General features: G+C 59.9%; 26 protein-coding genes. 24 read left to right on the top strand and 2 right to left on the bottom strand.

Features of this window, described 5'->3' with window-relative positions; genetic code table 11:
- The first annotated feature begins 66 nt into the window (after positions 1-66).
- The 4 genes from SB725_RS21525 to SB725_RS21540 are packed head-to-tail and all read left to right on the top strand — an operon-like array spanning position 67 to position 4431.
- Complete coding sequence (locus SB725_RS21525) at positions 67-537, top strand: (2Fe-2S)-binding protein (protein ID WP_027924030.1); 471 nt, start codon at positions 67-69, stop codon at positions 535-537.
- Positions 534-2855, top strand: a complete 2322-nt coding sequence (locus tag SB725_RS21530) for a molybdopterin cofactor-binding domain-containing protein (protein ID WP_410922565.1) — start codon at positions 534-536, stop codon at positions 2853-2855. Before SB725_RS21525 ends, SB725_RS21530 begins: the two co-directional genes overlap by 4 nt.
- Positions 2855-3838, top strand: a complete 984-nt coding sequence (locus SB725_RS21535; RefSeq protein ID WP_410922566.1) for an XdhC family protein — start codon at positions 2855-2857, stop codon at positions 3836-3838. Before SB725_RS21530 ends, SB725_RS21535 begins: the two co-directional genes overlap by 1 nt.
- Positions 3835-4431 carry an NTP transferase domain-containing protein gene (locus SB725_RS21540; protein ID WP_027924033.1) on the top strand — a complete coding sequence of 199 codons (597 nt, stop codon included), beginning with the start codon at positions 3835-3837 and terminating at the stop codon, positions 4429-4431. The genes SB725_RS21535 and SB725_RS21540 overlap by 4 nt, the downstream gene beginning before the upstream one ends.
- Positions 4432-4510: 79 nt before the next feature.
- Here SB725_RS21540 and rne read toward each other — a convergent pair whose 3' ends face one another.
- Positions 4511-7768, bottom strand: coding sequence for a ribonuclease E (gene rne, locus SB725_RS21545; RefSeq protein ID WP_410922567.1), 3258 nt, complete (start codon positions 7766-7768; stop codon positions 4511-4513).
- Between the two features lie 700 nt (positions 7769-8468).
- On the opposite strand from rne, the gene rluC reads away from it, so the two are divergent.
- Genes rluC through SB725_RS21560 form a run of 3 tightly spaced genes read left to right on the top strand, consistent with a single transcriptional unit; the run spans position 8469 to position 11094 of the window.
- On the top strand, positions 8469-9431 hold the full coding sequence (gene rluC, locus SB725_RS21550; protein WP_027924035.1) for a 23S rRNA pseudouridine(955/2504/2580) synthase RluC: 963 nt from the start codon (positions 8469-8471) through the stop codon (positions 9429-9431).
- Complete coding sequence (locus tag SB725_RS21555) at positions 9418-10080, top strand: HAD-IA family hydrolase (RefSeq protein WP_027924036.1); 663 nt, start codon at positions 9418-9420, stop codon at positions 10078-10080. The genes rluC and SB725_RS21555 overlap by 14 nt, the downstream gene beginning before the upstream one ends.
- A gap of 24 nt (positions 10081-10104) precedes the next feature.
- The gene (locus tag SB725_RS21560; RefSeq protein WP_027924037.1) at positions 10105-11094 is read left to right on the top strand and encodes a S49 family peptidase; all 990 of its coding nucleotides are present in this window, start codon (positions 10105-10107) and stop codon (positions 11092-11094) included.
- A 67-nt stretch (positions 11095-11161) separates the two neighbouring features.
- On the opposite strand, the gene SB725_RS21565 is transcribed toward SB725_RS21560, so the two are convergent.
- Positions 11162-11740 carry a Maf family protein gene (locus tag SB725_RS21565; protein WP_194940680.1) on the bottom strand — a complete coding sequence of 193 codons (579 nt, stop codon included), beginning with the start codon at positions 11738-11740 and terminating at the stop codon, positions 11162-11164.
- 106 nt (positions 11741-11846) lie between these two features.
- On the opposite strand from SB725_RS21565, the gene SB725_RS21570 reads away from it, so the two are divergent.
- The 17 genes from SB725_RS21570 (at position 11847) to SB725_RS21650 (ending at position 25622) form a co-directional block, all read left to right on the top strand.
- Entirely contained in the window at positions 11847-12374 is a 528-nt protein-coding gene (locus SB725_RS21570; RefSeq protein ID WP_004371317.1) for a YceD family protein, read from the top strand.
- Positions 12375-12387: 13 nt separating this feature from the next.
- Positions 12388-12570: a 50S ribosomal protein L32 gene (rpmF, locus tag SB725_RS21575; protein WP_003179396.1), complete on the top strand. Its 183-nt coding sequence runs from the start codon at positions 12388-12390 to the stop codon at positions 12568-12570.
- A 4-nt stretch (positions 12571-12574) separates the two neighbouring features.
- Positions 12575-13585: a phosphate acyltransferase PlsX gene (plsX, locus tag SB725_RS21580; protein WP_027924039.1), complete on the top strand. Its 1011-nt coding sequence runs from the start codon at positions 12575-12577 to the stop codon at positions 13583-13585.
- Between the two features lie 124 nt (positions 13586-13709).
- Positions 13710-14648: an ACP S-malonyltransferase gene (gene fabD / locus SB725_RS21585; RefSeq protein ID WP_027924040.1), complete on the top strand. Its 939-nt coding sequence runs from the start codon at positions 13710-13712 to the stop codon at positions 14646-14648.
- Between the two features lie 16 nt (positions 14649-14664).
- The gene (fabG, locus tag SB725_RS21590; RefSeq protein ID WP_027924041.1) at positions 14665-15408 is read left to right on the top strand and encodes a 3-oxoacyl-ACP reductase FabG; all 744 of its coding nucleotides are present in this window, start codon (positions 14665-14667) and stop codon (positions 15406-15408) included.
- A gap of 191 nt (positions 15409-15599) precedes the next feature.
- Positions 15600-15836, top strand: a complete 237-nt coding sequence (gene acpP, locus SB725_RS21595; protein ID WP_003442511.1) for an acyl carrier protein — start codon at positions 15600-15602, stop codon at positions 15834-15836.
- 109 nt (positions 15837-15945) lie between these two features.
- Positions 15946-17190, top strand: a complete 1245-nt coding sequence (gene fabF / locus SB725_RS21600; RefSeq protein ID WP_027924042.1) for a beta-ketoacyl-ACP synthase II — start codon at positions 15946-15948, stop codon at positions 17188-17190.
- Positions 17190-18005: an aminodeoxychorismate lyase gene (gene pabC, locus SB725_RS21605; RefSeq protein WP_027924043.1), complete on the top strand. Its 816-nt coding sequence runs from the start codon at positions 17190-17192 to the stop codon at positions 18003-18005. The genes fabF and pabC overlap by 1 nt, the downstream gene beginning before the upstream one ends.
- Positions 18006-18008: 3 nt before the next feature.
- Positions 18009-19250 carry an endolytic transglycosylase MltG gene (gene mltG / locus SB725_RS21610; protein ID WP_410922568.1) on the top strand — a complete coding sequence of 414 codons (1242 nt, stop codon included), beginning with the start codon at positions 18009-18011 and terminating at the stop codon, positions 19248-19250.
- Positions 19251-19269: 19 nt separating this feature from the next.
- Complete coding sequence (gene tmk / locus SB725_RS21615; protein ID WP_027924045.1) at positions 19270-19902, top strand: dTMP kinase; 633 nt, start codon at positions 19270-19272, stop codon at positions 19900-19902.
- On the top strand, positions 19895-20881 hold the full coding sequence (locus SB725_RS21620) for a DNA polymerase III subunit delta' (protein WP_027924046.1): 987 nt from the start codon (positions 19895-19897) through the stop codon (positions 20879-20881). The genes tmk and SB725_RS21620 overlap by 8 nt, the downstream gene beginning before the upstream one ends.
- 42 nt (positions 20882-20923) lie before the next feature.
- On the top strand, positions 20924-21280 hold the full coding sequence (locus SB725_RS21625; protein WP_059182343.1) for a PilZ domain-containing protein: 357 nt from the start codon (positions 20924-20926) through the stop codon (positions 21278-21280).
- A 14-nt stretch (positions 21281-21294) separates the two neighbouring features.
- Entirely contained in the window at positions 21295-22083 is a 789-nt protein-coding gene (locus SB725_RS21630) for a TatD family hydrolase (protein WP_059182344.1), read from the top strand.
- Between the two features lie 377 nt (positions 22084-22460).
- Entirely contained in the window at positions 22461-23099 is a 639-nt protein-coding gene (locus tag SB725_RS21635) for a TetR/AcrR family transcriptional regulator (RefSeq protein ID WP_008152317.1), read from the top strand.
- Positions 23100-23238: 139 nt separating this feature from the next.
- Positions 23239-24207, top strand: a complete 969-nt coding sequence (locus SB725_RS21640) for a GTP 3',8-cyclase MoaA (protein WP_027924049.1) — start codon at positions 23239-23241, stop codon at positions 24205-24207.
- A gap of 232 nt (positions 24208-24439) precedes the next feature.
- Positions 24440-25045, top strand: a complete 606-nt coding sequence (locus SB725_RS21645; protein ID WP_027924050.1) for a DUF4823 domain-containing protein — start codon at positions 24440-24442, stop codon at positions 25043-25045.
- A 16-nt stretch (positions 25046-25061) separates the two neighbouring features.
- Positions 25062-25622 (top strand): DUF1285 domain-containing protein, encoded by a 561-nt coding sequence (locus SB725_RS21650; protein ID WP_410922569.1) that lies wholly within the window; start codon positions 25062-25064, stop codon positions 25620-25622.
- Positions 25623-25787 lie beyond the last annotated feature (165 nt).

The raw sequence follows: 25787 nt of genomic DNA on the forward strand, positions 1-25787 counted from the left end.
ATCACGAATCAAGATCCCACGGCAGATTGCTCGACCCCATAACCCTAGATCTATGCGGGCGTGCCCATGATTACCCTGAAACTCAACGGTCAAGACCATCCACTCGACGTCACTGAGGACATGCCGCTGCTTTGGGCGATCCGCGACGTGGCCGGTTACAACGGCACCAAATTCGGCTGCGGCATGGGCCTGTGCGGTGCCTGCACGATTCACATCGACGGATCACCGGCGCGCAGTTGCATTACGCCGATTGGTTCGGTGGTCGGGCAGAACGTCACCACCATCGACAACCTGCACGCCGATCCGGTCGGGCAAGTGGTCCAGCAAGCCTGGCTCGACACCGCCGTGGCCCAGTGCGGTTTTTGCCAGGGCGGGCAGATCATGTCGGCGACGGCGCTGCTCAAGACCAACCCCAATCCTACGGATGCGCAGATCGAAGAGGCGATGGTCGGCAACATTTGCCGCTGCGGGACCTATAACCGCATCAAGACGGCTATCCGCCAGGCTTCCACTCACTTGAAGGAGGCCAAGGCATGAGCCCGTTACCGAATGATTTTGCCCTGAGTAACTTCAGCCGCCGCGGTTTCCTCAAAGGGGTCGGTGCCACCAGTGCCTTGGTGCTCGCGGCCAGCTGGGGCTGGCAGGACGTTTTCGCTGAAGAGGCCTCGAAGAAGTTCGGCGCCGACGGCATGCCCCACGGCGCGATTGATGATCCCAAGGTTTACGTCAGCATCGCCGCCGATGGCACGGTGACCGTGATCTGCAACCGTTCGGAAATGGGCCAGGGCGTACGCACCAGCCTGACGATGGTGGTGGCCGATGAACTGGACGCTGACTGGGCGATGGTGAAGGTGCAACAGGCGCCAGGCGATGAAGTGCGTTTCGGCAACCAGGACACCGACGGTTCACGCAGCATGCGTCACTGGTACGAGCCAATGCGCCGCTGCGGTGCCGCCGCGCGCACCATGCTCGAACAGGCCGCTGCCGAGCAGTGGAAGGTGCCGGTCGCCGAGTGCCATGCGCAACTGCACAAAGTCATCCATAAACCGTCCGGTCGTGAATTGGGCTATGGCGCGTTGGCTGTGGCGGCCGGAGCGCTGGCGGTGCCCGCGCGTGACAGCGTACGGCTCAAGGATCCGTCGGAGTTTCGCTACATTGGCAAAGAGGGCACCAAGGCCATCGACGGTGCCGACATCGTCAACGGCCGTGCCATTTACGGGGCCGACGTGCATTTCGACGGCATGCTCTACGCCACCATTGCGCGTCCGGCGGTGTACGGCGGCAAGGTCAAATCCCTCGACTCCAGCGCCGCGCTGAAAGTCCCTGGCGTGATCAAGGTCCTGCAGATCGAAGGCAGCCCACTGCCGTCTGAATTTCAACCGTTGGGCGGCGTGGCCGTGGTGGCCAGCAACACCTGGGCGGCGATCAAGGGCCGCGAGGCGCTGAAGATCGAGTGGGATGACGGCCCGAACGCCAGTTATGACTCGATTGCCTATCGCAAGGAACTCGAAGCGGCGTCCCTCAAGCCCGGGAAAGTGGTGCGCAATACCGGCAGTATCGACGAAGCAATGAAGAGCGCCGACAGCACCCTCGAAGCGTCTTATTACCTGCCGCACCTGGCGCAGGCACCGATGGAGCCGATGGTTGCCATTGCCCGCTTCAAGGATGGCGTCTGCGAAGCCTGGGGGCCGAGTCAGGCGCCGCAGGTCACCCGTACACGGATTGGCGAACGCCTTGGCGTTCCGTTCGATAACGTTACGTTTAACGTCACCTTGCTCGGCGGCGGTTTTGGTCGAAAGTCCAAACCTGACTTCATCATTGAAGCGGCGATACTCGCCAAAGAGTTCCCCGGCAAGGCCGTGCGGGTGCAATGGACCCGTGAAGACGACATCCACTGTTCCTATTTCCACACCGTGTCGGCCGAGTACCTCAAAGCCAGCCTGAACAAGGACGGCCTGCCCTCCGGCTGGCTGCACCGTACCGTGGCCCCGAGTATCACCGCGCTGTTTGCACCGGGGATGAACCACGAGGCAGCGTTTGAACTGGGCATGGGGTTCACCAACATGGCCTACGCGATTCCCAACGTGCGCCTGGAAAACCCGGAAGCGACGGTGCATACCCGCGTCGGCTGGTATCGCTCGGTGTCGAACATCCCCCATGGCTTTGCGATTCAGAGCTTCGTCGATGAGCTGGCGCACAAGGCCGGTCAGGATCCGCTCAAATACCAGATCAAGCTGCTTGGCCCTGATCGTCAGATCGACCCGCGCACGTTGAGTGAAGAGTGGAACTACGGCGAATCCCCCGAGCGCTATCCGATCGATACCGGCCGCCTGCGCACGGTGCTGGAAACCGCCGCGAAAGCCGCGGGTTGGGGGCGTGAATTGCCCAAGGGCCGAGGCTTGGGGCTGGCGGTGCATTACAGCTTCGTCACCTATGTGGCGGCGGTGATCGAGGTCGAAGTCAAAGATGACGGCACGTTGATCGTGCACAAGGCTGACATCGCTGTGGATTGCGGGCCGCAGATCAACCCCGAGCGCATCCGCTCGCAGTTCGAGGGCGCCTGCGTCATGGGCCTGGGCAATGCGGTGCTGGGGGAAATCAGCTTCAAGGACGGCAAGGTCCAGCAGGACAACTTCCACATGTACGAAGTGGCGCGCATGTCCCTGGCGCCCAAGGAAGTCACCGTGCATCTGGTCACCCCGCCAGGCGTTGTGCCCTTGGGCGGCGTCGGTGAGCCGGGCGTGCCGCCGATTGCGCCGGCGTTGTGCAACGCGATCTTCGCCGCCACCGGCAAGCGCATCCGTAACCTGCCGGTTCGCTTTCAGCTGCAAGGTTGGCAGAAGGCGCAAGCCTGATGGACAGCGTCGATCTGAATGTCCTGCGCAGCGTGCTCGAATGGCGCCTAGCGGGTCAGCGGGTGGTGCTGTACAGCGTGGTCCAGACCTGGGGTACCGCGCCCCGGGCACCTGGCGCCATGCTGGCCTTGCGTGAAGATGGTGTGGTGATCGGTTCGGTGTCGGGCGGTTGTGTCGAGGATGACCTGATTGCCCGGCTGCACCACGGGCGTATCCCGGTGGATGGGCCGCCGGTGCAGTTGATCACCTACGGCGTTACTCGCGAGGAAGCCGCACGGTTTGGTTTGCCGTGCGGCGGCACGTTGCGTCTGACTGAGGAGCGGGTCGGCGATCCGCAGTGGGTAGCCGAATTGCTGGCGCGCTGTGAGGCCCATGAAATCGTCGCTCGTTCGCTGGATATTGCGACCGGTGAAGTGGTTGTGCAGTCAGCGAGTAAATCCGATGTTTTGAGCTTTGACGGCACCACGTTGCGCGCGATTTATGGTCCGCGTTGGCGTTTATTGCTGATCGGCGCGGGGCAATTGTCCCGTTACGTCGCCGAGATGGCGCGGTTGCTGGATTTCGAAGTGTTGATCTGCGATCCGCGCACCGAGTTTGTTTATGGGTGGGAAGAGCAGCACGGTCGTTTTGTCTCGGGCATGCCGGATGAGGCAGTGCTGAATATCCAGACTGACGAACGCACGGCCATCGTTGCCCTGACTCACGATCCTCGCCTGGATGACATGGCGCTGCTCACGGCGCTGGATTCCAAGGCCTTTTATGTCGGCGCGCTGGGTTCGCGGGTCAACAGCGTGAAGCGCCGGGAAAACCTCGCCGAACTGGGCTTGTCGCCAGACGCTATCGAGCGTCTGCATGGCCCGGTCGGGTTGCACATTGGCAGCCACAGTCCGGCGGAAATCGCCTTGTCACTGATGGCCGAAATTGTGGCGATCAAGAACGGCGTCGAACTGAAGCAAAAGAAGCCGTTGCAGGAGGCTGTATGAGTGAATCCATCGGCGTCATCGTGCTGGCGGCGGGGCAGGGCAGTCGTTTTCGTCAGGTGGCCGGGGCTGAAAAAGACAAGTTGTTGGCCGACTGCACGGGGCGCGACGGGGCGGTTCGTTCGGTGATCGAGCAGGTGTTGGCGAGTCTGCCCGCGACGATAGAAAGGCGCGTGCTGGTGACGACAGCGGATCGTCCGCAGGTGATTCGCATGGCTCAAGCGTATGGCTGCGAGATTGTGTTGATCGACTCGACAGGCATGGGCGACAGCATTGCGGCGGGTGTGGCGGCGTGTCAGCAGCTGGATGGTTGGTTGGTTGTGCTGGGGGATATGCCGTTTATCCTGCCTTCGACGGTAGATAATGTGCTGGCGGGTGTGGCTGATGATGCGATCAGCGTGCCGGTGCTGGAGGGAGAGTTTGGGCATCCGGTGGGCTTTGGTCGCCGTTTTGGACCGGGGTTGATGAGGTTGTCGGGGGATCGAGGGGCCAAGCCGCTGTTTGCGCAGGGCAGGGTGGTTGAGTTGGTGGTGGATGATCCCGGAGTGCTGTGGGATGTCGATGTGCCTGAATCACTGACCTTCAGACCTGCATAAAATCCCTGTGGGAGCGATGTTCGGAGGCATAAAAAAGCCCCGCCTGGGTGACCAGACGGGGCTTTTTATGGCCTAGGCGTTAGACGAGAGGTTTAGGCTCGTGCTCTTTTTCCTGGGCTTGTTCGTGTTGCTTTACGGCTTCCTGAACGGAGCGCGGTGCTTCTTCGATGACCGACTCGGCAACAGGTGCCGCTTCGACCACTTCAGCAACAACCGGAGCCGGTTCGGCAGCGACAGGCGCTTCAACCGGTGCCGCAGCGGCAGCCAGTTCGGCTTCCTTCTGCAGACGCTCGGCTTCACGCTTGCGACGACGCACTTCACGCGGGTCGTTCGGCGCACGGCCGCTTGGCGTCAGGGCACTGACCGGGGCCGCTTCTGCGGCTGGTTCAGCCACTTCGGCAACAACCGGAGCCGGTGCTTCAACGACTGGAGCAGGTTCGGCAGCCACAACCACTGGCTCGGAAACCTTCGCTTCAGCCACTACAGCTTCAGCCACTACAGCTTCAGCCACCGGTGCAGGCGCTTCAACAGCAACCGTCTCGGCAACCCAGTTGAACGCGGTTTGTTCTTCACGAACTTCGCGGACAGCTTCGGTCACGGTTTCAGTGACAGTTTCGGCAGCAGGCTCGGCAGCCACCACTGGCTCGGCAGCCACCACTGGCTCGGCGACAACAGCCGCTTCAACCACCGGTTGGGCTTCTTCACGAACAAACGCTTCACGAACCGGAGCCACTTCGATTTCCGGCGCGGCGGTTGCTTCGACCGGAGTCGTTGCTTCAACCACTGGCGCTTCAACCGGAGCCGTTTCCTGAACAGACGCCGTGGCGCGTTCAGCTTGCTCGTGAGCCTGTGCTTCAGCCGGTGCGCTGATCACGGTGCTGGCAACGGCTGCGGTAACCGCCAGGCCAGCGGCCAGATCAGCAGTGCTTGGCGCATCGTTGCTTTCGCCAGCTTCGTTACCTTCGGATTCTTCCGAACCTTCGATCACGTTGCCGTTGGCGTCGCGTTGACGCTCGCGACGGTTGCTGCGACGACGCTGGCCACGGGAGCGGCGGCGTGGACGATCGCCTTCGGCGCCTTCCTGACCGTCTTCCTGCAGTTGCTCTTCGTTGCCGGTCAACTCTTCTTCAGCAACGGCGGCAGCCGCTTGTTCCGCACGTGGCTGACGTTCTTCACGCGGTGGGCGTGGCGCACGTTCTTCACGTGGCTGGCGAGCCGGACGCTCTTCAGCGGTAGCCGTTGCAGCAGCAGCGGCCGGAGCAGCATCCAGTGGCTCGCGCAGTTCACGAACCGGACGCTCTTCACGATCGCCACGTGGCTTGCGGTCTTCGCGCGGAGCACGCGGTGCACGTTCTTCACGAGGGGCGCGAGGTGCGCGCTCTTCACGTGGAGCACGTTCTTCGCGGGCTACGGCCGGAGTTTCTTCACGGGCTTCGCGTGGCTCGCGGGGTGCGCGCTCTTCACGCGGTGCACGTTCCTCACGAGGCTTGCGTTCTTCATCGCGGCGACCATTACGGTTGCGGCTCTGCTGACGACCGTTGCGACGCTCTTCGTTACGGGCCGGACGCTCGGTGGTCACTGGTTTTTCAACCACAACCGGAGCAGCAGGCTCTTCCTTGGTCGCGAACAGGCTGACCAGCGACTTCACCAGGCCTTTGAACAGGCTTGGTTCTGGCGCGGCAGCCGGTGCAGCCACTGGTGCGGCAGCGACGACTTCGGTCGGAACCGGAGCGTTGGCGCGGGCCGGAGCCGTCTTGACCGCAGCTTCCTGGCGAACCAGGGTGCGGGTCGCAGCGGCTGGCTGGACTTCTTCGACTTCGGCAGCGGCAGCAGCGATTTCGTAGCTGGACTGGCCGACAGCGGCTTCCGGGCTGTCATCGCGCAGACGCTGAACTTCGAAGTGCGGCGTTTCGAGGTGATCGTTCGGCAGAATGACGATGCGGGCACGGGTGCGCAGTTCGATCTTGGTGATCGAGTTGCGTTTTTCGTTGAGCAGGAACGCAGCCACCGGGATCGGCACTTGTGCGCGAACTTCGGCGGTGCGGTCTTTCAGGGCTTCTTCTTCGATCAGGCGCAGGATCGCCAGCGACAGCGATTCAACATCACGGATGATGCCGGTGCCGTTGCAACGCGGGCAAACGATGCCGCTGCTTTCGCCCAGGGATGGACGCAGGCGCTGACGGGACATTTCCAGCAGACCGAAGCGCGAAATGCGACCGACTTGCACGCGAGCGCGGTCGGCTTCCAGGCATTCGCGGACTTTCTCTTCCACGGCGCGCTGGTTCTTGGCAGGGGTCATGTCGATGAAGTCGATGACGATCAGGCCGCCGATGTCGCGCAAGCGCAACTGACGGGCGATTTCTTCGGCAGCTTCAAGGTTGGTCTGCAGGGCGGTTTCTTCGATGTCGCTGCCTTTTGTGGCGCGCGCCGAGTTGATGTCGATGGACACCAGGGCTTCGGTCGGATCGATAACGATGGAGCCGCCGGAAGGCAGTTCAACGACGCGCTGGAAAGCGGTCTCGATCTGGCTTTCGATCTGGAAGCGGTTGAACAGCGGAACGCTGTCTTCGTACAGCTTGATCTTGCTGGCGTACTGCGGCATTACCTGGCGGATGAAGGTCAGGGCTTCGTCCTGGGCTTCAACGCTGTCGATCAGCACTTCGCCGATGTCCTGGCGCAGGTAATCGCGGATGGCGCGGATGATCACGTTGCTTTCCTGGTAGATCAGGAATGGCGCGGAACGATCCAGCGAAGCTTCTTTGATGGCGGTCCAGAGTTGCAGCAGGTAATCGAGGTCCCACTGCATTTCTTCGCTGCTGCGGCCAAGGCCGGCAGTGCGCACGATCAGACCCATGTCGGCCGGGGCAACCAGACCGTTCAGGGCTTCACGCAGTTCGTTGCGCTCTTCACCTTCGATGCGACGGGAGATACCGCCGGCACGCGGGTTGTTAGGCATCAGAACGAGGTAACGACCGGCCAGGCTGATGAAGGTGGTCAGGGCGGCGCCCTTGTTGCCACGTTCTTCTTTTTCGACCTGAACGATGACTTCCTGGCCTTCGCTCAGGACGTCCTTGATGTTGACGCGGCCTTCGGGGGCTTTCTTGAAGTATTCGCGGGAGATTTCTTTGAGGGGCAGGAAGCCGTGGCGCTCGGAGCCGAAATCGACAAAGGCAGCCTCAAGGCTTGGTTCGATGCGAGTAATCCGGCCTTTATAGATGTTGGCCTTCTTCTGCTCGCGTGCACCGGATTCGATGTCCAGGTCGTAGAGGCGTTGGCCATCTACCAGTGCAACACGCAACTCTTCGGGTTGAGTTGCGTTAATCAGCATTCTTTTCATGTAGTACCGTCGGTTTCCGGGCTGCCGGAAACGGCGTTCGGCACACACGACTTCTCACGGTCGGTGTCAGGTGCGTCAGGAGTGGTTGGCCACTCCAGTGTCTAGCGAACCCCGACCAATTGGGCCGGTGTCGCGACGTACGCGTCCTGCTTGCTGTGGCTACTTAAGCACTCAGTCAGGAGGAGGAATCAACCAGCGGCTGTGGACGAGATGAAGCGTCTTGATAAAGCCTATTGCTACACAGTCCAGCGGTTGTGCATCTCCACCCTACACGTATCCCTGATAATTCGGGTGCTGCCGCGCGCAGAATCCGCAGCGGGTTGGCATTTACCGTGAGCTCCGAAGGGGGAGGTCACGCATCATGGCTAATTTAGGCGTTGTTTCCGAAGCGTTCGCTCAGGGTCGTTCGTGGCTGACTGCACTTTGTGAACTGGCCGTGAATATTTGCTCGCAAGGCGAGTTAAAACTCTGCTTTGCGGCATGATTCAGGCCTCATGTCACCTGCGCTCGTTACAGCTGCAAACTCCACCGTTACGTAGCGAAAGCCCCGTAGGACGGCCTCGCGTCCTGGTGAATTGCGTTGGTCAGGGCCGGTTTTTGACCGTTGGTCCGCTGTCCAGGCCGCTTTTGGCGGCGTTCGCGACTATAGCAGCAATGATTAAGTGCTTCAATTCCATAAAAAATTGTTATCATCCGCGCCATGACGACTACAACCCCTTCGACCCCAGCCGTACAACTGCTGGAGGTCTCGCCGGAATATGCCGGTCAACGTATTGATAACTTCCTTCTCGCTCGGCTCAAAGGCGTGCCCAAGACCTTGATTTACCGCATTTTGCGTAAAGGCGAAGTGCGTGTGAACAAAGGTCGGATCAAGCCCGAATACAAGCTGCAGGCGGGCGATATCGTGCGCGTGCCGCCGGTTCGCGTGCCTGAGCGCGACGAGCCGGTGCCGCTGGCCCAGGGCCTGCTGCAACGCCTCGAAGCCTCGATTGTCTTCGAAGACAAAGCGCTGATCGTGATCAACAAGCCTTGCGGCATTGCGGTTCATGGCGGCAGCGGCCTGACGTATGGGGTGATCGAAGCCTTTCGTCAGTTGCGTCCCGATTGCAAGGAGCTCGAACTGGTTCACCGTCTCGACCGTGATACCTCCGGCCTGCTGATGATCGCCAAGAAGCGCAGCATGTTGCGCCATTTGCACACGGCATTGCGCGGCGATGGCGTCGACAAGCGCTACATGGCGCTGGTCCGCGGTAACTGGGCGGCCTCGATCAAGCAGGTTCGTGCGTCGCTGGGCAAGAGCAATCTGCGCTCCGGCGAGCGCATGGTCGAAGTCGACGAGGAGGAGGGCAAGGAGTCGGTGACCGTGTTCAAGGTCCTGCGCCGCTTCGGCGACTTTGCCACCCTGATCGAAGCCAAGCCGATCACCGGCCGGACTCACCAGATCCGCGTCCATACCCTGCACGCCGGGCATAGTATTGCCGGCGATACCAAGTATGGCGACGAAGGTTTCAGCAAGGAAATCCGCGATCTGGGCGGCAAGCGCCTGTTCCTGCACGCCTACATGCTGACCGTGCCGCTGCCGGATGGTAGCGAGCTGAAATTGCAGGCGCCTGTGGATGAAATGTGGTCCAAGACCGTGGAGCGACTGAGTGCGCCACTCTGATTACAAGCTGCTGATTTTCGATTGGGATGGCACGTTGGCCGACTCCATTGGTCGGATTGTGGAGGCGATGCATGTCGCCTCCGAGCGCTCCGGATTTCAGTTGCGTGATGATTTTGCCGTCAAGGGCATCATCGGCCTGGGTTTGCCTGAGGCGATTCGCACCTTGTATCCGGAGATTGGCGATACCGAGCTTTTAGCGTTCCGTCAGCACTATGCCGATCACTACATCGCCGCCGAGGCTGTGCCTTCGCCGTTGTTCGAAGGTGTCGCCGAGTCGATGGAGGCGTTTCGTGCCGAGGGTTATCATCTGGCTGTAGCGACCGGCAAGGCCCGTCGCGGACTGGATCGGGTGCTGAAATCCCACGGCTGGGAGGATTATTTCGATATCACTCGTGCCGCTGACGAAACCGCCAGCAAGCCGCATCCGCTGATGCTTGAGCAGATTCTCGCGCATTGCGAGGTCCGCCCCGAGCAGGCGCTGATGATCGGCGATTCGTCCTTCGACTTGCAGATGGCGCGCAACGCCGGCATGGACTCGGTGGCGGTCAGCTACGGCGCGCAATCGATCGAGGCGTTGAAGTTGTTCGAGCCGGCGCTGGCTATTGATCGTTTTTCAGAATTGCATGCCTGGCTGAATCAGCGGGCTTAACCGGTTTTTGCTGGGGTAGATGTCATGACCGACGAATGGAAAGCGCCCGCCAAGGCGAGCGTAGAGAGCGGTGACGAAAAAAGCTGGAAGCTGCTGGAAAAGACCTTGCTGGCCGGCGTGCAGGAACAGCGCCGCTCCCGTCGCTGGGGGATTTTCTTCAAGTTGCTGACGTTCGTGTACCTGTTTGTGGCGCTGATCCTGTTCACGCCGCTGATGGATATGGAAAAGAGTGCGACCCGCAGCTCCAACTACACCGCATTGATCGACGTGGTTGGCATGATTGCCGACAAAGAATCGGCCAGTGCTGACAACATCGTCGGCAGCCTGCGTGCGGCCTTCGAGGACGATAAGGTCAAGGGCATCATTCTGCGCATCAACAGCCCGGGCGGCAGTCCGGTGCAGTCGGGTTATGTGTATGACGAAATCGTTCGTCTGCGTGCCCTGCATCCGCAGATCAAGGTGTACGCGGTGATCTCGGATCTGGGCGCTTCCGGTGCCTACTACATCGCCAGTGCGGCGGATCAGATCTACGCCGACAAGGCGAGCCTGGTGGGGTCCATTGGTGTAACGGCGGCCGGCTATGGCTTTGTCGGCACCATGGAGAAGCTGGGTGTGGAGCGCCGGACGTATACGTCAGGCGAGCACAAGTCGTTCCTTGATCCGTTCCAGCCGCAGAAGCCTGAGGAAACGCAGTTCTGGCAGGGTGTGCTGGACACCACGCACCAGCAGTTCATCAACAGTGTGAAGAAGGGGCGTGGCGATCGCCTCAAGGACAAAGAGCATCCGGAACTGTTCTCCGGGTTGATCTGGAACGGTGAGCAGGCGCTGCCGCTCGGTCTGATCGATGGCCTGGGCAATGCCAGTTCGGTGGCCCGTGACGTGATTGGCGAGAAGGAGCTGGTGGACTTCACCGTTCAGGAATCGCCGTTCGATCGTTTCTCGAAAAAGCTTGGTGCCAGCGTTGCCGAGCAATTGGCGATGTGGATGGGCTTTCACGGTCCATCGATGCGCTGATTCTGAGGCTGCATAATAAACCGGCCTGTGTGGCCGGTTTTTTATGCCTGCGCGGTCCTTGTAGCAGTTAGGGGATTTGCACGCCTTCGGCCAGCAGCATGTCGATCAGGCGAATCAGCGGCAGGCCGATCAGGCTGGTGGCATCAGGGCCTTCGGTGCTTTGAAACAGGCTCACCCCCAAACCTTCGGCCTTGAAGCTGCCAGCGCAGTCGTAGGGCTGCTCGGCGCGCAGGTAGCGTTCGATGCGTGCCTGATCCAGCGTGCGCATGTGGACGGTGAACGGCACGCAATCGACCTGGCATTCACCGGTCTGGCTGTTGAGCAGCGCCAGGCCGGTGAGGAAGGTCACGCTGGCGCCGCTCGCGGCCAGCAGTTGTTCGCGGGCGTTTTCGAAAGTGTGAGGTTTGCCGATAATGCGGTCGCCGAGTACCGCGACCTGATCGGAGCCGATGATCAGATGAGCGGTATGGCTGCCCGAAAGCGCCTGGGCTTTTTCTTTGGCCAGGCGTTTGACCAACTCGATGGCCGGCTCGCCCGGTCGGTGGCTTTCGTCGATATCCGGCGAGCTGCAGGTGAATGGCAGCTGCAAGCGAGCCAGCAATTCCCGGCGATACATCGAGCTTGAAGCGAGTAATAAAGGCAGCATGCGCAACTCCAAAAGTCAGGCGCGAATTCTAGCGGAGGCTTGCAAGTGACGGACAGGGCTGAATTTCCTTTGACATGGCTGGGTGCATCCCTATAATGCTGCGCCTATGTTGAATGACCCGATTCCACCTCACGTTGACCCGCGCAAATTGGCTGACCGTGGCACCACCCTTCAAGGTGAACTGCTGCTGGCCGATTTGGAGAGACTCTGCGACCCGCTTTCCGACACTGTCGGTACGGTGCAGGCTAAATTCGTTTTTGAACGAGATGAACGTAAATCTGTGGTCATCCACAGCTTTATCGACACCGAGGTCAAAATGGTTTGCCAGCGTTGTCTTGAGCTGGTCACCCTGCCGATCCATAGCGAATGCAGTTATGCTGTGGTGAAGGAGGGTGCGAATACCCAGTCGTTGCCGAAAGGTTATGACGTGCTGGAACTGGGCGAAGATCCATTGGATCTGCAGTCACTGATCGAGGAGGAGCTTCTGCTCGCCTTGCCCATTGTGCCTGCTCATCATCCGGAAGAATGCCAGCAGCCGGCGGGTCTCGATGAGCCCGAACCGAGCGAGGACGAGGTAACGCGGTCCAACCCGTTCAGTGTATTGGCGCAGTTAAAGCGTGACCCAAACGTTTAGGAGTTAATCAATTATGGCTGTTCAGCAGAACAAAAAATCCCGCTCCGCCCGTGACATGCGCCGTTCGCACGACGCTCTCGAGGCGAGCACCCTGTCTGTAGAAAAAACCACCGGTGAAGTTCACCTGCGTCACCACGTATCGCCAGAAGGCGTATACCGTGGCCGTAAAGTGATCGACAAGGGCGCTGACGAGTAATCACTTGTCCGCTCAAGTCATCGCGATTGACGCAATGGGCGGGGACTTCGGTCCCCGCAGCATTGTTCAGGCCAGCCTTGCTTGCCTGTCTGCTACACCCTCGCTGCACCTGACCCTCGTCGGTCAACCTTCCCTACTTGAAGAATTGCTCTCTGGCCAATCGGCTGTGGATCGCTCGCGCCTGTCGATCGTGCCGGCGTCCGAAGTCATTACCATGGACGAAAAGCCTGCGCAGGCCCTGCGTGGCAAGCCCGATTCGTCGATGCGCGTGGCGCTGGAGTTGCTACGTGATGGCAAGGTCCAGGCTTGTGTCAGTGCCGGTAATACCGGTGCGCTGATGGCGTTGTCGCGGTTTGTGCTCAAGACCTTGCCGGGCATTGATCGTCCGGCGATGGTGGCGGCGATTCCGACACAAAAGGGCTATTGCCAGTTACTCGACCTGGGCGCCAACGTCGATTGCAGTGCCGAGCACTTGTTGCAGTTCGCCGTTATGGGCTCGGTGGCGGCGGAGACGCTCGGTATTGTCCGCCCGCGTGTCGCGCTGCTGAACATTGGCACCGAAGACATCAAGGGCAATCAGCAGGTCAAGCTGGCTGCCACGTTATTGCAGGCAGCCCGGGGCATCAATTACATCGGTTTTGTCGAAGGTGACGGTTTGTACCGTGGCGAGGCGGATGTGGTGGTGTGTGACGGTTTTGTCGGCAATATCCTGCTCAAATCCAGCGAAGGCCTGGCGACCATGATTGCCGGGCGCATCGAAGCCTTGTTCAGGAAAAACCTCGCCTCGAAAATGGTCGGTGCCCTGGCGCTGCCGTTGATGAAACGTCTGCAAGCCGATCTCGCGCCTGCGCGGCACAACGGTGCCAGCTTCCTCGGTTTGCAGGGGATTGTGGTGAAGAGCCATGGTTCGGCGGGTGTGCAGGGCTTTCAGAGCGCCATTTCCCGTGCGCTGATCGAGATTCAGGAAAACCTGCCGGAACGGATACACGGTCGTCTGGAGGATTTGTTGCTTTAGGCGTTTTCGTCGGACAATGCTTAAATGTGACCGCTCAGTTTAATTGGCCATCCAACTGTCAGTTTCTTGCGTCCCCAAGCGGGACGTCATTTCTCCGACGACAAGATCATTAGGGGCTCGTTACATGTCTGCTTCCCTCGCATTCGTCTTTCCAGGACAGGGTTCGCAGTCCCTCGGCATGCTGGCCGAGTTGGGCGCGCAACATCCGGTTGTCCTCGAAACATTCAAAGAAGCTTCCGATGCTCTGGGTTACGACCTGTGGGCACTGACCCAGCAAGGGCCGGAAGAGCAGCTCAATCAAACCGATAAAACCCAGCCGGCCATTCTGACCGCCTCGATCGCCTTGTGGCGTCTGTGGCTGGCCGAAGGTGGCGCGCGCCCGGCTTATGTTGCCGGTCACAGCCTGGGCGAATACAGCGCCCTGGTTGCTGCGGGCAGCCTGAGTCTGGGTGACGCCGTGAAGCTGGTTGAGCGTCGCGGTCAGTTGATGCAGGAAGCCGTACCGGCCGGGCAGGGCGGCATGGCCGCGATCCTCGGTCTGGATGACGCTGATGTACTGGCTGCCTGTGCCGAAGCGGCGCAAGGCGAAGTGGTCAGCGCGGTGAACTTCAACTCCCCGGGCCAAGTGGTCATCGCCGGCGCCAAGGCGGCGGTCGAGCGTGCCATCGAAGGCTGCAAGGCTCGTGGTGCCAAGCGCGCCATGCCATTGCCGGTCAGCGTGCCGTCGCACTGTGAGCTGATGCGCCCGGCAGCCGAGCGTTTTGCCGCGTCCATCGCTGCTATCGACTGGCAGGCGCCGCAGATCCCAGTGGTACAGAACGTCAGTGCCAATGTGCCGGCCGATCTGGAAACCCTCAAGCGTGATCTGCTTGAGCAGCTCTACAAGCCCGTGCGCTGGGTGGAATCGGTCCAGGCACTGGCTGCCAAGGGCGCGACCCAATTGGTCGAATGCGGTCCTGGCAAAGTGCTGGCCGGTCTGAACAAGCGTTGCGCCGAAGGCGTGTCGACATCCAACCTCAATACCCCAGACGCTTTCGCTGCCGCTCGTGCAGCGCTGGCCTGAATCAGGAGAAGCTTGCATGAGTCTGCAAGGTAAAGTTGCACTGGTCACCGGCGCGAGCCGTGGCATTGGCCAGGCCATCGCCCTGGAACTGGGTCGTCAGGGCGCCATCGTGATTGGCACCGCGACCTCCGCTTCCGGTGCCGAGCGAATTGCCGCGACCCTGAAAGAAAATGGTATTCAAGGCACGGGTCTTGAGCTGAACGTCACCAGCGATGAATCCGTTGCTGCGGTACTGGCGAGCATCACTGCACAGTTCGGTGCGCCGGCGATCCTGGTCAACAATGCCGGCATCACCCGCGATAACCTGATGATGCGCATGAAAGACGACGAGTGGCATGACGTTGTCGATACCAACCTGAACAGTCTGTTCCGCCTCTCCAAGGGCGTTTTGCGTGGCATGACCAAAGCCCGTTGGGGACGAATTATCAGTATTGGCTCTGTTGTGGGTGCCATGGGCAACGCAGGCCAAGTAAACTACGCAGCCGCCAAGGCCGGTCTGGAAGGTTTCAGCCGTGCACTGGCGCGTGAAGTCGGTTCGCGTTCGATTACGGTAAACTCGGTGGCCCCTGGGTTCATCGATACCGATATGACTCGCGAACTGCCCGAGGCACAGCGTGAAGCCTTGCAGACGCAGATTCCGCTGGGCCGTCTGGGACAAGCACAAGAGATCGCGTCTGTGGTCGCTTTTCTTGCGTCGGACGGTGCAGCTTACGTTACTGGGGCTACAATCCCGGTGAACGGCGGGATGTACATGAGTTAAATGTGACGGATCGCTTCAAAAAAATGTCATACGAGCTGTCTAAAATCCGTTATAAAGCTGCAATCTATTTATAGGCAGAGGGCTGTCGGGTTTGAGGAGTGAAGCTTTCAGTTGAAAAGCTGAAAAGTCTTTCTATACACTTACCCACTGGCCAGCTGCCTGAATTTGTCCATTAGGAGTGAAAACAAGGTATGAGCACCATCGAAGAGCGCGTCAAGAAAATCGTTGCTGAGCAACTGGGCGTTAAAGAAGAAGAAGTGGTCAACACTGCTTCCTTCGTTGAAGACCTGGGTGCCGACTCCCTTGACACCGTTGAGCTGGTGATGGCTCTGGAAGAGGAATTCGAGACCGAAATCCCTGACGAAGAAGCTGAGAAGATCACTACTGTACAAGCCGCAATCGATTACGTTACTAACCACCAGGCTTAATAGCTTGTAATCGTTGCTTGCTGTCATGGAAAAACCGCACTGCCATCACGGCGTGCGGTTTTTTCTTTAGGCCTGATGCAAAGTCGTCATTTGAAAAAAGGAGAGTGCTGTGTCGCGTAGACGCGTCGTAGTCACCGGTATGGGTATGTTGTCGCCACTGGGCACGGATGTGCCGAGCAGTTGGCAGGGCATTCTGGCTGGCCGCAGTGGCATTGGTCTGATCGAACACACCGACCTTTCTGCCTATTCCACCCGTTTTGGCGGCTCGGTAAAGGGCTTCAATGTCGAGGAATACCTGTCGGTCAAGGAAGCGCGCAAGCTCGACCTGTTCATTCAATACGGTCTGGCCGCAGGTTTTCAGGCGGTGCGTAACTCGGGGCTGGAAGTTACTGATGCCAACCGAGAGCGTATCGGCGTGGCCATGGGCTCGGGTATTGGCGGTCTGACCAATATCGAAGAAACCAGCCGCACCCTGCATGATTCCGGCCCACGGCGGATCTCTCCGTTTTTCGTGCCAGGCTCGATCATCAATATGATTTCCGGTTTCCTGTCCATCCACCTGGGTGCACAGGGACCTAACTACGCCATCGCCACGGCGTGTACCACCGGTACGCACTGCATCGGCATGGCAGCCCGCAACATCATGTACGACGAAGCCGACGTGATGATTGCCGGCGGCGCCGAAATGGCCGCGTGCGGACTGGGCATGGGCGGCTTCGGTGCTTCCCGCGCGCTGTCGACCCGCAACGACGAACCGACCCGTGCCAGCCGTCCGTGGGACAAGGGCCGTGACGGCTTCGTCCTGTCCGACGGTGCCGGTGCCCTGGTGCTTGAAGAGCTGGAGCACGCCAAGGCGCGCGGCGCGACCATCTATGCCGAGCTGATCGGTTTCGGCACCAGTGGCGACGCTTACCACATGACGTCGCCACCGGCAGACGGTGCGGGTGCTGCACGTTGCATCACCAACGCCCTGCGTGATGCCAAGGTCAACGTTGATCAGGTTCAATACATCAACGCCCACGGCACCTCGACCTCGGCCGGTGACCTTGCCGAAGCCTGTGCGATCAAGTCGGTGTTCGGCGATCATGCCTACAAGCTGGCCGTCAGTTCGACAAAGTCCATGACCGGTCACCTGTTGGGGGCGGCGGGCGCCGTTGAAGCCATCTTCAGCGTACTGGCGATCAACAGCCAGGTCGCGCCGCCGACCATCAACCTTGATGAGCCGGACGAAGGCTGCGACCTCGACTTCGTACCGCACACGGCGCGCAACATGGACATCGATGTGGTGCTGTCGAACTCCTTCGGGTTTGGCGGGACCAACGGCTCGCTGGTTTTCCGCCGGTTCGCTGACTGATGGACAGCTGGGTCGACGGTCAGCCGGCTGACACTCTGTCGCTGAAGGATCGCGGCCTGGCCTACGGTGATGGTCTGTTTGAGACCATTGCCGTGCGCGGCGGGCAGCCGCTGTTGCTGGAGCGGCATCTGTCGCGTTTGGCGCAGGGCTGTTCGCGCCTGGCGATTTCGGCGGATCACGACCTGGTTCGCAACGAATTGCTGGCCTATGCCGCAGCGCTCGGTGAGGGCGTGCTCAAGCTCATCCTCACGCGCGGCGACAGTCTGCGCGGTTATGCGCCTGATCCTTCGGCGCAAGTCCGACGCATTCTGCAAGGCAATCCTCCGGCGGTATATCCCGCTGCGCATGCCGAGCAGGGCGTTCGATTGTTTCCCTGTGCCACACGACTTTCAAAACAACCCTTGCTTGCCGGGCTCAAACATTTGAACCGTCTTGAGCAAGTGATTGCCCGCTCCGAATGGCAAGACAGCGAACATGCCGAAGGCTTGATGCTGGATCAGGCCGGTCGCGTGATCGAGGGTGTGTTCAGTAATCTGTTCCTGGTGCGCGATGGCGTGCTAATCACCGCCGATTTGAAACGCTGCGGCGTGGCCGGTGTGATGCGTGACGAATTATTGTTTCAAGCCGAGTCATCGGGGATCCCCACGCAAGTGGGCGACATCACGCTCGAACAGCTGCAATGGGCCGATGAAGTCTTTGTCTGCAACAGCGTGTATGGCGTTTGGCCCGTGCGCGCCTATGCTGCGCTGAGCTGGCCGGTTGGGCCGCTCACCCGTAAACTCCAAACCATTGCCCGCGCGCTACTGGATGCTTGATACGTGAGACGTAAATTCTTGCTGCTGCTGGAAACCGGATTGGTACTGGCGGGGCTGTGTCTGGGCGCTTCTGCCTGGAAAATCCATTCGGCGCTGGAACAACCGCTGAACATCACCCAGGAAGAGCTGCTGGACGTGCCCAAAGGCACGACACCCACCCGCACCTTCTATCGACTCGAAGCCGACGGCGTCATCAAGGACGCGTTCTGGCTGCGCGTTTACTGGCGCTTCAATCTGCCCAAGCAACCGTTGCACAGTGGCGAATACCGCATGCTTCCGGGCATGACGGTTGAAGGGCTGATCGACCTGTGGAAACGCGGCGAAATGGTTCAGTACAGCGTGACGCTGGTCGAAGGCTGGAATTTCCGCCAGGTCCGCGCCGCCCTGGCCAAAGATGAAAAACTCGAGCAGACAATCGCAGGTTTGAGCGACAGCCAGGTCATGGAAAAACTCGGTCACCGCGGGATTTTCCCGGAAGGTCGTTTCTTCCCCGACACCTATCGCTTTGTACGTGGCATGAGCGACGTCGATCTGCTGAAAAAAGCCTATGACCGCCTCGACGAAGTCCTCGCCAAAGAGTGGGATCAACGTTCTGCGGATGCGCCGTACACCGAACCCTATCAGGCGCTGATCATGGCCTCGCTGGTGGAGAAGGAAACCGGCGTGCCGCAAGAGCGCGGGCAGATTGCCGGGGTCTTTGTTCGACGCATGGCGATCGGCATGTTGCTGCAGACCGACCCGACGGTGATCTACGGTCTGGGTGATCGCTACAGCGGCAAACTGACCCGCGCCCACCTCAAGGAAGCGACCCCGTACAACACCTATATGATCTCGGGGCTGCCACCGACGCCGATTGCCATGGTCGGCCGCGAAGCCATCCATGCCGCTTTGAACCCGGTGGCCGGCAACAGCCTGTACTTCGTTGCGCGTGGCGATGGCAGCCATGTGTTCTCCGATGATCTGGATGCCCATAACAACGCAGTGCGTGAGTTCCAGCTCAAGCGTCGTGCCGATTATCGTTCCAGCCCGGCACCGATCCCTGGGCCAGAGGCGGCGAATGGCGAAGCACCGGAGGCCGAGGCGCCGATTCCGGCGGCTTCACCTGATCCCGATCCCGAGGCGTTGCCCTCCGTCGTGCCGCAAGAACCGGCTCCGGCTCCGGCTCCGGCTCCGGTTCCGGTTCCGATGCCTGCACCGGCAGCTGAGCCCGCGCCGGAAGCTGTCGCTCCGCAAGGCGCGCAATAATTTCTGATAAGGACTGCCCGTGACTGGCTTGTTTATTACCCTGGAAGGCCCGGAAGGCGCCGGCAAAAGTACCAATCGCGAATACCTGGCCGAGCGCCTGCGCGCTGCCGGTATCGAAGTGGTGCTGACCCGCGAACCGGGTGGTACGCCGTTGGCCGAGCGGATTCGCGAAGTGCTGCTGGCCCCGGTTGATGAAGTCATGAACCCCGACACGGAGCTGCTGCTGGTGTTTGCCGCGCGCGCCCAGCATCTGGCCGAAGTGATTCGCCCGGCGCTGGCCCGTGGTGCGGTGGTGTTGTGTGATCGTTTCACGGATTCTACATACGCCTATCAAGGTGGCGGTCGTGGTCTGTCGCTGGAGCGCATCGCGACGCTCGAAACCTTCGTCCAGGGCGATCTGCGCCCGGACCTGACCTTGATCTTCGACCTGCCGGTGGAAGTGGGCCTGGCCCGCGCCAGTGCTCGCGGTCGTCTGGACCGCTTCGAACTCGAAGGCCGAACCTTTTTTGATGCCGTGCGCAGTGCGTTCCTCAAGCGCGCCGAGGCGGATCCGGCGCGCTATGTGCTGGTCGATGCCGCCCAGCCGCTGGTGCAGGTTCAGCATTCGCTGGACGCCTTGTTGCCGCGTCTGCTGGAGTTGACCCGTGGCTGAAGCCTATCCGTGGCAGGACAGCCTCTGGCAACAGTTGGCCGGTCGTAAGCAACACGCTCACGCCTATCTGCTGCATGGCCCGGCCGGGATCGGCAAGCGCGCGCTGGCGGAACGCTTGATGGCCAGCCTGCTGTGTCAGCGGCCAACCGCGCAGGACGCATGCGGTGAATGCAAATCCTGCCTGCTGCTCAAGGCTGGCAGTCATCCCGACAACTACATCCTCGAGCCGGAAGAAGCCGACAAGGCGATCAAGGTCGATCAGGTCCGCGATCTGGTCAGCTTCGTGGTGCAGACCTCGCAAATGGGCGGGCGCAAAGTGGTGTTGATCGAGCCGGTCGAGTCGATGAACGTCAACGCCGCCAACGCCTTGCTCAAAAGCCTGGAAGAGCCGTCGGGCGATACCGTTTTGCTGTTGGTCAGTCACCAGACCAGTCGCCTGTTGCCAACCATCAAGAGCCGTTGCGTACAGCAGGCCTGCCCACTGCCGAGCGAAGCGATGAGCCTTGCATGGTTGGCGAAGGCGTTGCCGGACAGCTCGGAAGACGAGCGCGTCGAACTGCTGACGCTGGCCGCCGGTTCTCCGCTGGGCGCGGTCAAATTGCAGGCCCAGGGTGTGCGCGAACAGCGCGCGCTGGTGGTGGAGGGCGTGAAGAAGTTGCTCAAACAACAGCAATCGCCGACACAATTGGCCGAAGAATGGAAAACCATTCCGCAGTTGCTGCTGTTCGACTGGTTCTGCGACTGGTCGAGCCTGATCCTGCGCTATCAGCTGACCCAGGATGAAGACGGTCTGGGATTGACGGACATGCGTAAGGTGATTCAGTACCTGGCGCAGAAAGCCGCTCAGGATAAAGTCCTGAATATCCAGGACTGGATCCTTGCCCAGCGTCAGAAGGTGATGAGCAAAGCCAACCTCAATCCGGCACTTTTGCTGGAAGCGCTGCTGGTGCAATGGGCCTCGCTGCCTACCCAGAAGTGATCGTCTGCGCCTAGACTCTGTGCATCAGCAGTGGAGGTCAGCATGAATGAACTCGTCAACCCGGGGCCGCGTAACGGCATTTTGTCCCTGACCATCAAGGACAAATCCGTGCTGTACGCGGCCTACATGCCCTTCATCAAGAACGGCGGGCTGTTTATCCCGACCAACAAAAGCTACAAGTTGGGCGATGAGGTCTTCATGTTGCTGAACCTGATGGATGAAGCCGAAAAGATTCCGGTCGCGGGCAAAGTCACCTGGGTCACGCCCAAAGGCGCTCAGGGTAACCGCGCCGCTGGCGTCGGCGTGCAGTTCAACGACGGCGACAACACGGCGCGCAGTCGAATCGAAAACCACCTGGCCGGAGCCCTCAAATCCGACCGTCCCACCCATACGATGTAAGTTGCAGCCCTTTTATGCTCGTAGATTCCCATTGTCACCTTGATCGTCTCGACCTCGCCGCCCACGACGGCTCTCTGGATGCGGCACTCGACGCGGCCCGTCAGCGCGGGGTAGGGCACTTCCTGTGCATCGGCGTCAGTGTCGACAACGCGGCCGACGTCAAAGCCCTGGCTGAACGTTATGACGACGTCGATTGTTCGGTCGGCGTGCATCCGCTGGATGTGCAGCCAGGCGCTGCGCCCGCACTGGACTGGTTGTTGCGCGAACTCAATCATCCGCGCGTCGTCGCGATTGGCGAAACCGGTCTGGATTATCACTACGAACCAGAAGCGGCCGAGTTGCAGCAGGAGTCATTCCGCCTACATTTGCAGGCAGCACAGCAGACCGGCAAGCCAGTGATCATCCACACCCGCGGCGCCCGTGCCGATACTTTAAGCTTGCTGCGTGAGGCGGCACTGCCACAGGCCGGCGTACTGCATTGCTTCACCGAAGACTGGGACATGGCCAAGGCCGCGCTGGACATGGGTTATTACATTTCCCTGTCTGGTATTGTCACTTTCCGCAATGCCGACGCGCTGCGCGATGTGGCCAGCAAAGTGCCTGCCGACCGCTTGCTGGTGGAAACTGACTCGCCATACCTCGCGCCGATCCCGTATCGCGGCAAGCCGAACCTGCCGCAGTATGTAAGGGAAGTCGCGGAATTTCTGGCCATGTTGCGGGGTGAGCCTTACGAGCGATTTGCCGAGCAGACCACCGAGAACTTCAAGCGGCTGTTCCCTTTGGCGCATGTGAAACCGGTTTAGGGCTAGCGCGAGCAAGCTCGCTGCGCAGGGTCAAATCGCAGGCAAAAAAAACCCGGGTTCTGGGGGGTGAATCCGGGTTAAGACCATTAGGAGTAAAACAATGGTACGCGGTCCGTTGGTACCAATATCGGCGCAACACTTGGGGGAGATGTCTCGCCGACAGTTCAAGTATTGATCACTATTGCGCCTAGTCCAGTTTACGGGCCCCGGTTTTTAAACAATTTTGGAATACGCCCGCTTCGGAAGAGTTCTCATCAATGAGCGAGCCTGCGGGAAATCATCAAGAAACACAGATATGGTCGGATGATCCGTGCATTTTTGCGTAAGTTAGGCATAATACGCGGCTTCGAATTTTGACCCCCAACAGACCTTTTCTTATGCATAAAGAACCTCGTAAGGTCCGTGAGTTTCGTCGCCGCGAGCAAGAAATTCTCGATACCGCGCTCAAGCTGTTCCTCGACCAAGGTGAAGACAGTGTCACCGTCGAGATGATTGCTGATGCCGTCGGTATCGGCAAAGGCACGATCTACAAGCACTTCAAATCCAAGGCAGAGATCTATCTGCGCCTGATGCTCGATTACGAGCGTGATTTGAACGAGCTGTTGCATTCGGCCGATGTCGACAAGGACAAGGAAGCGCTGTCCCGGGCCTACTTCGAATTCCGCATGCGCGATCCGCAACGCTATCGGTTGTTCGACCGCCTGGAAGAGAAGGTGGTCAAGGGCAATCAAGTGCCGGAGATGGTCGAGGAACTGCACAAGATCCGCGCCTCGAACTTCGAACGCCTGACCCTGCTGATCAAAGGCCGGATCAGCGAAGGCAAGCTCGAAGACGTGCCGCCGTACTTCCATTACTGCGCATCGTGGGCGCTGGTGCATGGCGCGGTGGCGCTGTATCACTCGCCGTTCTGGAGCAACGTGCTGGAAGATCAGGAAGGCTTCTTCCAGTTTCTGATGGACATCGGCGTGCGCATGGGCAACAAGCGCAAGCGCGATACCGACACTCCGAGCAGCTGAACCATTCAGCTGCCTGATTGCGCCATGATTTCTCTATATGGCGCAGTACCGCAGGAATATACTCAGGCTTGGGACTTGCCAAAACTTGAATTCTGAGTCAAGTTTTGTGCGTTCCACTTGTCCATCGCCGGAGTGATCCATGATCGTTGACCGTCAAGGCAGGCGTTTTCGCAATTTGCGGATCAGTCTGACCTCAGCCTGCAATTACGCGTGTACCTACTGTGTGCCCAACGGCAAGCGGCTGGTAGCTGCGCAGGATGAATTGTCGGCCGAGGCCATGGCGCGCGGCGTGGCGTATTTGATCGAAGCGGCGGGCATCGAGCGTTTGCGTATCACTGGCGGCGAGCCGCTGGTCAGCCCCAAACTCGAAGCCTTCATGACCGCCGTCGGCCAGATGGGCCTGGAAGACATCAGCCTGACCACCAATGGTCAGCTGCTGGCGAAAAAGCTGCCGTTGCTGGTGGACGCCGGCATTCGTCGTATCAACGTTTCCCTCGACACCCTGGACGCCAGCGCCTTTCGCAGCATTGCCCGCGGCGGCGATCTGGCGACCGTGCTCGACGGCATGGATCAGGCCAGCGCGGCGGGCATAAAGATCAAGGTCAACATGGTGCCGCTGCGCGGACAGAACCTTGATCAGGTGATGCCGCTGCTCGATTACTGCCTGGAGCGCGGCTATGAGTTGCGCTTCATCGAGCTGATGCGCATGGGCCACCTGGCCACCGACTCCAATGCGTTCCTGCAACAGTTCGTCAGCCTCCAGCAGTTGCTGAGCCTGATTGGCGAGCGTTATGAGTATCTGCAGGCCGATGCACCGGTCGATGCCACTGCGGTGCGCTACGAGATTCCGGGGCAGGGGCATTTTGGTGTAATCGCCAATGAAAGCGTTCCATTCTGCCGTACGTGCTCGCGCTTGCGTCTTTCGTCCACGGGTTGGCTGCATGGCTGCCTGTCGTCGAGCAACCGTCACTATGTCGGCGACTTGCTCGACAAACCTCGCCATCAAGCGCTGCCGGCGTTGCAGCGGCTGCTGGTGAAGGCCTTGGGTGACAAGCAGGAAGTGGCGTTCTCCGGCGGCGCGACAGTCATGAAGATTATTGGCGGCTGACACGCCCTGTGGCGAGGGAGCTTGCTCCCGTTGGGGCGCGAAGCGGCCCCCGAATTTCCAAAGACACTGCATTCCTCAGAATTTACGGCTGCTGCGCAACCGAGCGGGAGCAAGCTCCCTCACCACAGATTTGCATTATCTATTTGCAAACATCCCTATGCTCAAGACTGGCGCGGAAGCTGCATCCCATGGCCATTCGCCGGTTTTCCGTCACCGGCCTCTGGAGGGTAGGATGCGTAGCCTGGTTTTGCTGCTGGCCGTTTTGGCGCTTGGTGGCTGCATGAATGTCAGCGACATGGCTGAAGGGACTCGCTACCAGATGAGCGACGCGGGGCTGCTGGATCACAGCGACAGCCGTCGGGTGAACAACCTGCGGATTCAGCCGGACTCGTTCATCTACATCGCCCAAGGTGCCTTTTCGCCACCAGGCAGTCCTTATCCGCGCCCAAACGTGGTGGCCGAAGAAGCCTTTAACGGCTTTGTCGAATACTTCCCGATGGTCCGCCGCGCCCGTGCACCCGAAGGCCTCGACCAGGCCATGGCTGAAGCCCGTGCCGCCGGTGCCCATTACCTGCTTTACACGCGGTTCGCCAAGGCTGACGACCGCATCGGCAACTCCGATGAGTGGCTCGATCAGGAATACGTGGACCGCCTCGGCATCGACAGCGGCGTGATTCAGATCATGTTGATCGAGACCAGCACCCAGTATTTGATTGATACTGCACGCATCAAGAGTCGTGGCGGTTTACTGACGTTCCACGACAACAAGCCAGAAGACCTGATCGGCCCACCCCTGCAGCAATACGCGCGCAGCCTGATCGGGATCAGCGACCAGTAATTTAAAGGAGAACGCCATGAGTGGCCCGCAAAAAGCCAACGACTTGTTGGGGCAAATCCCCAAGACCAAAGGCTTGCCGCCGGTCCACCTGTGGAACCCCGACTTCTGTGGCGACATCGACATGCGCATCGCCCGCGACGGCACCTGGTATTACCTGGGCACGCCAATCGGGCGCAAGCCGATGGTCAAATTGTTCTCGACCATCATTCGTCGCGATGGCGATGATTACTTCCTGATCACTCCGGTCGAGAAGGTCGGGATCAAGGTCGATGATGCGCCGTTCGTGGCGATTGCCGTCGATGTGGAAGGCGAGGGTGAGGCTCAGCTCCTGCGATTCACCACCAACGTGGATGAAACGGCCGAGGCAGGCGCGGAGCACCCGATTCGGGTGGTCATTGATCCGGTCACTCAAGAGCCCGCGCCCTACGTGCATGTGCGGACCAATCTTGAAGCGCTGATCCACCGCAATGTGTTCTATCAACTGGTGGAACTGGCCGTGACCCATGAAATCGACGGGCAACGCTGGCTGGGTGTGTGGAGTGGCGGCGAGTTTTTCCCCATCGGTCTCGAGCCTTAATGCAAAACCCTGTGGGAGCGAGCTTGCTCGCGATGGCGGTGTGACAGTCAACATTGATGTTGAATGTTACGGCCTCATCGCGAGCAAGCTCGCTCCCACAGGGTTCTCTGTGTTCTTTCAATAATCCAATTGACACCCAATCGTATGATGATTAGCGTGTTGCTC

Origin of the sequence: Pseudomonas sp. SIMBA_041 (assembly GCF_046535095.1) — a bacterium.
Taxonomy (GTDB): Bacteria; Pseudomonadota; Gammaproteobacteria; order Pseudomonadales; family Pseudomonadaceae; genus Aquipseudomonas; species Aquipseudomonas mucoides.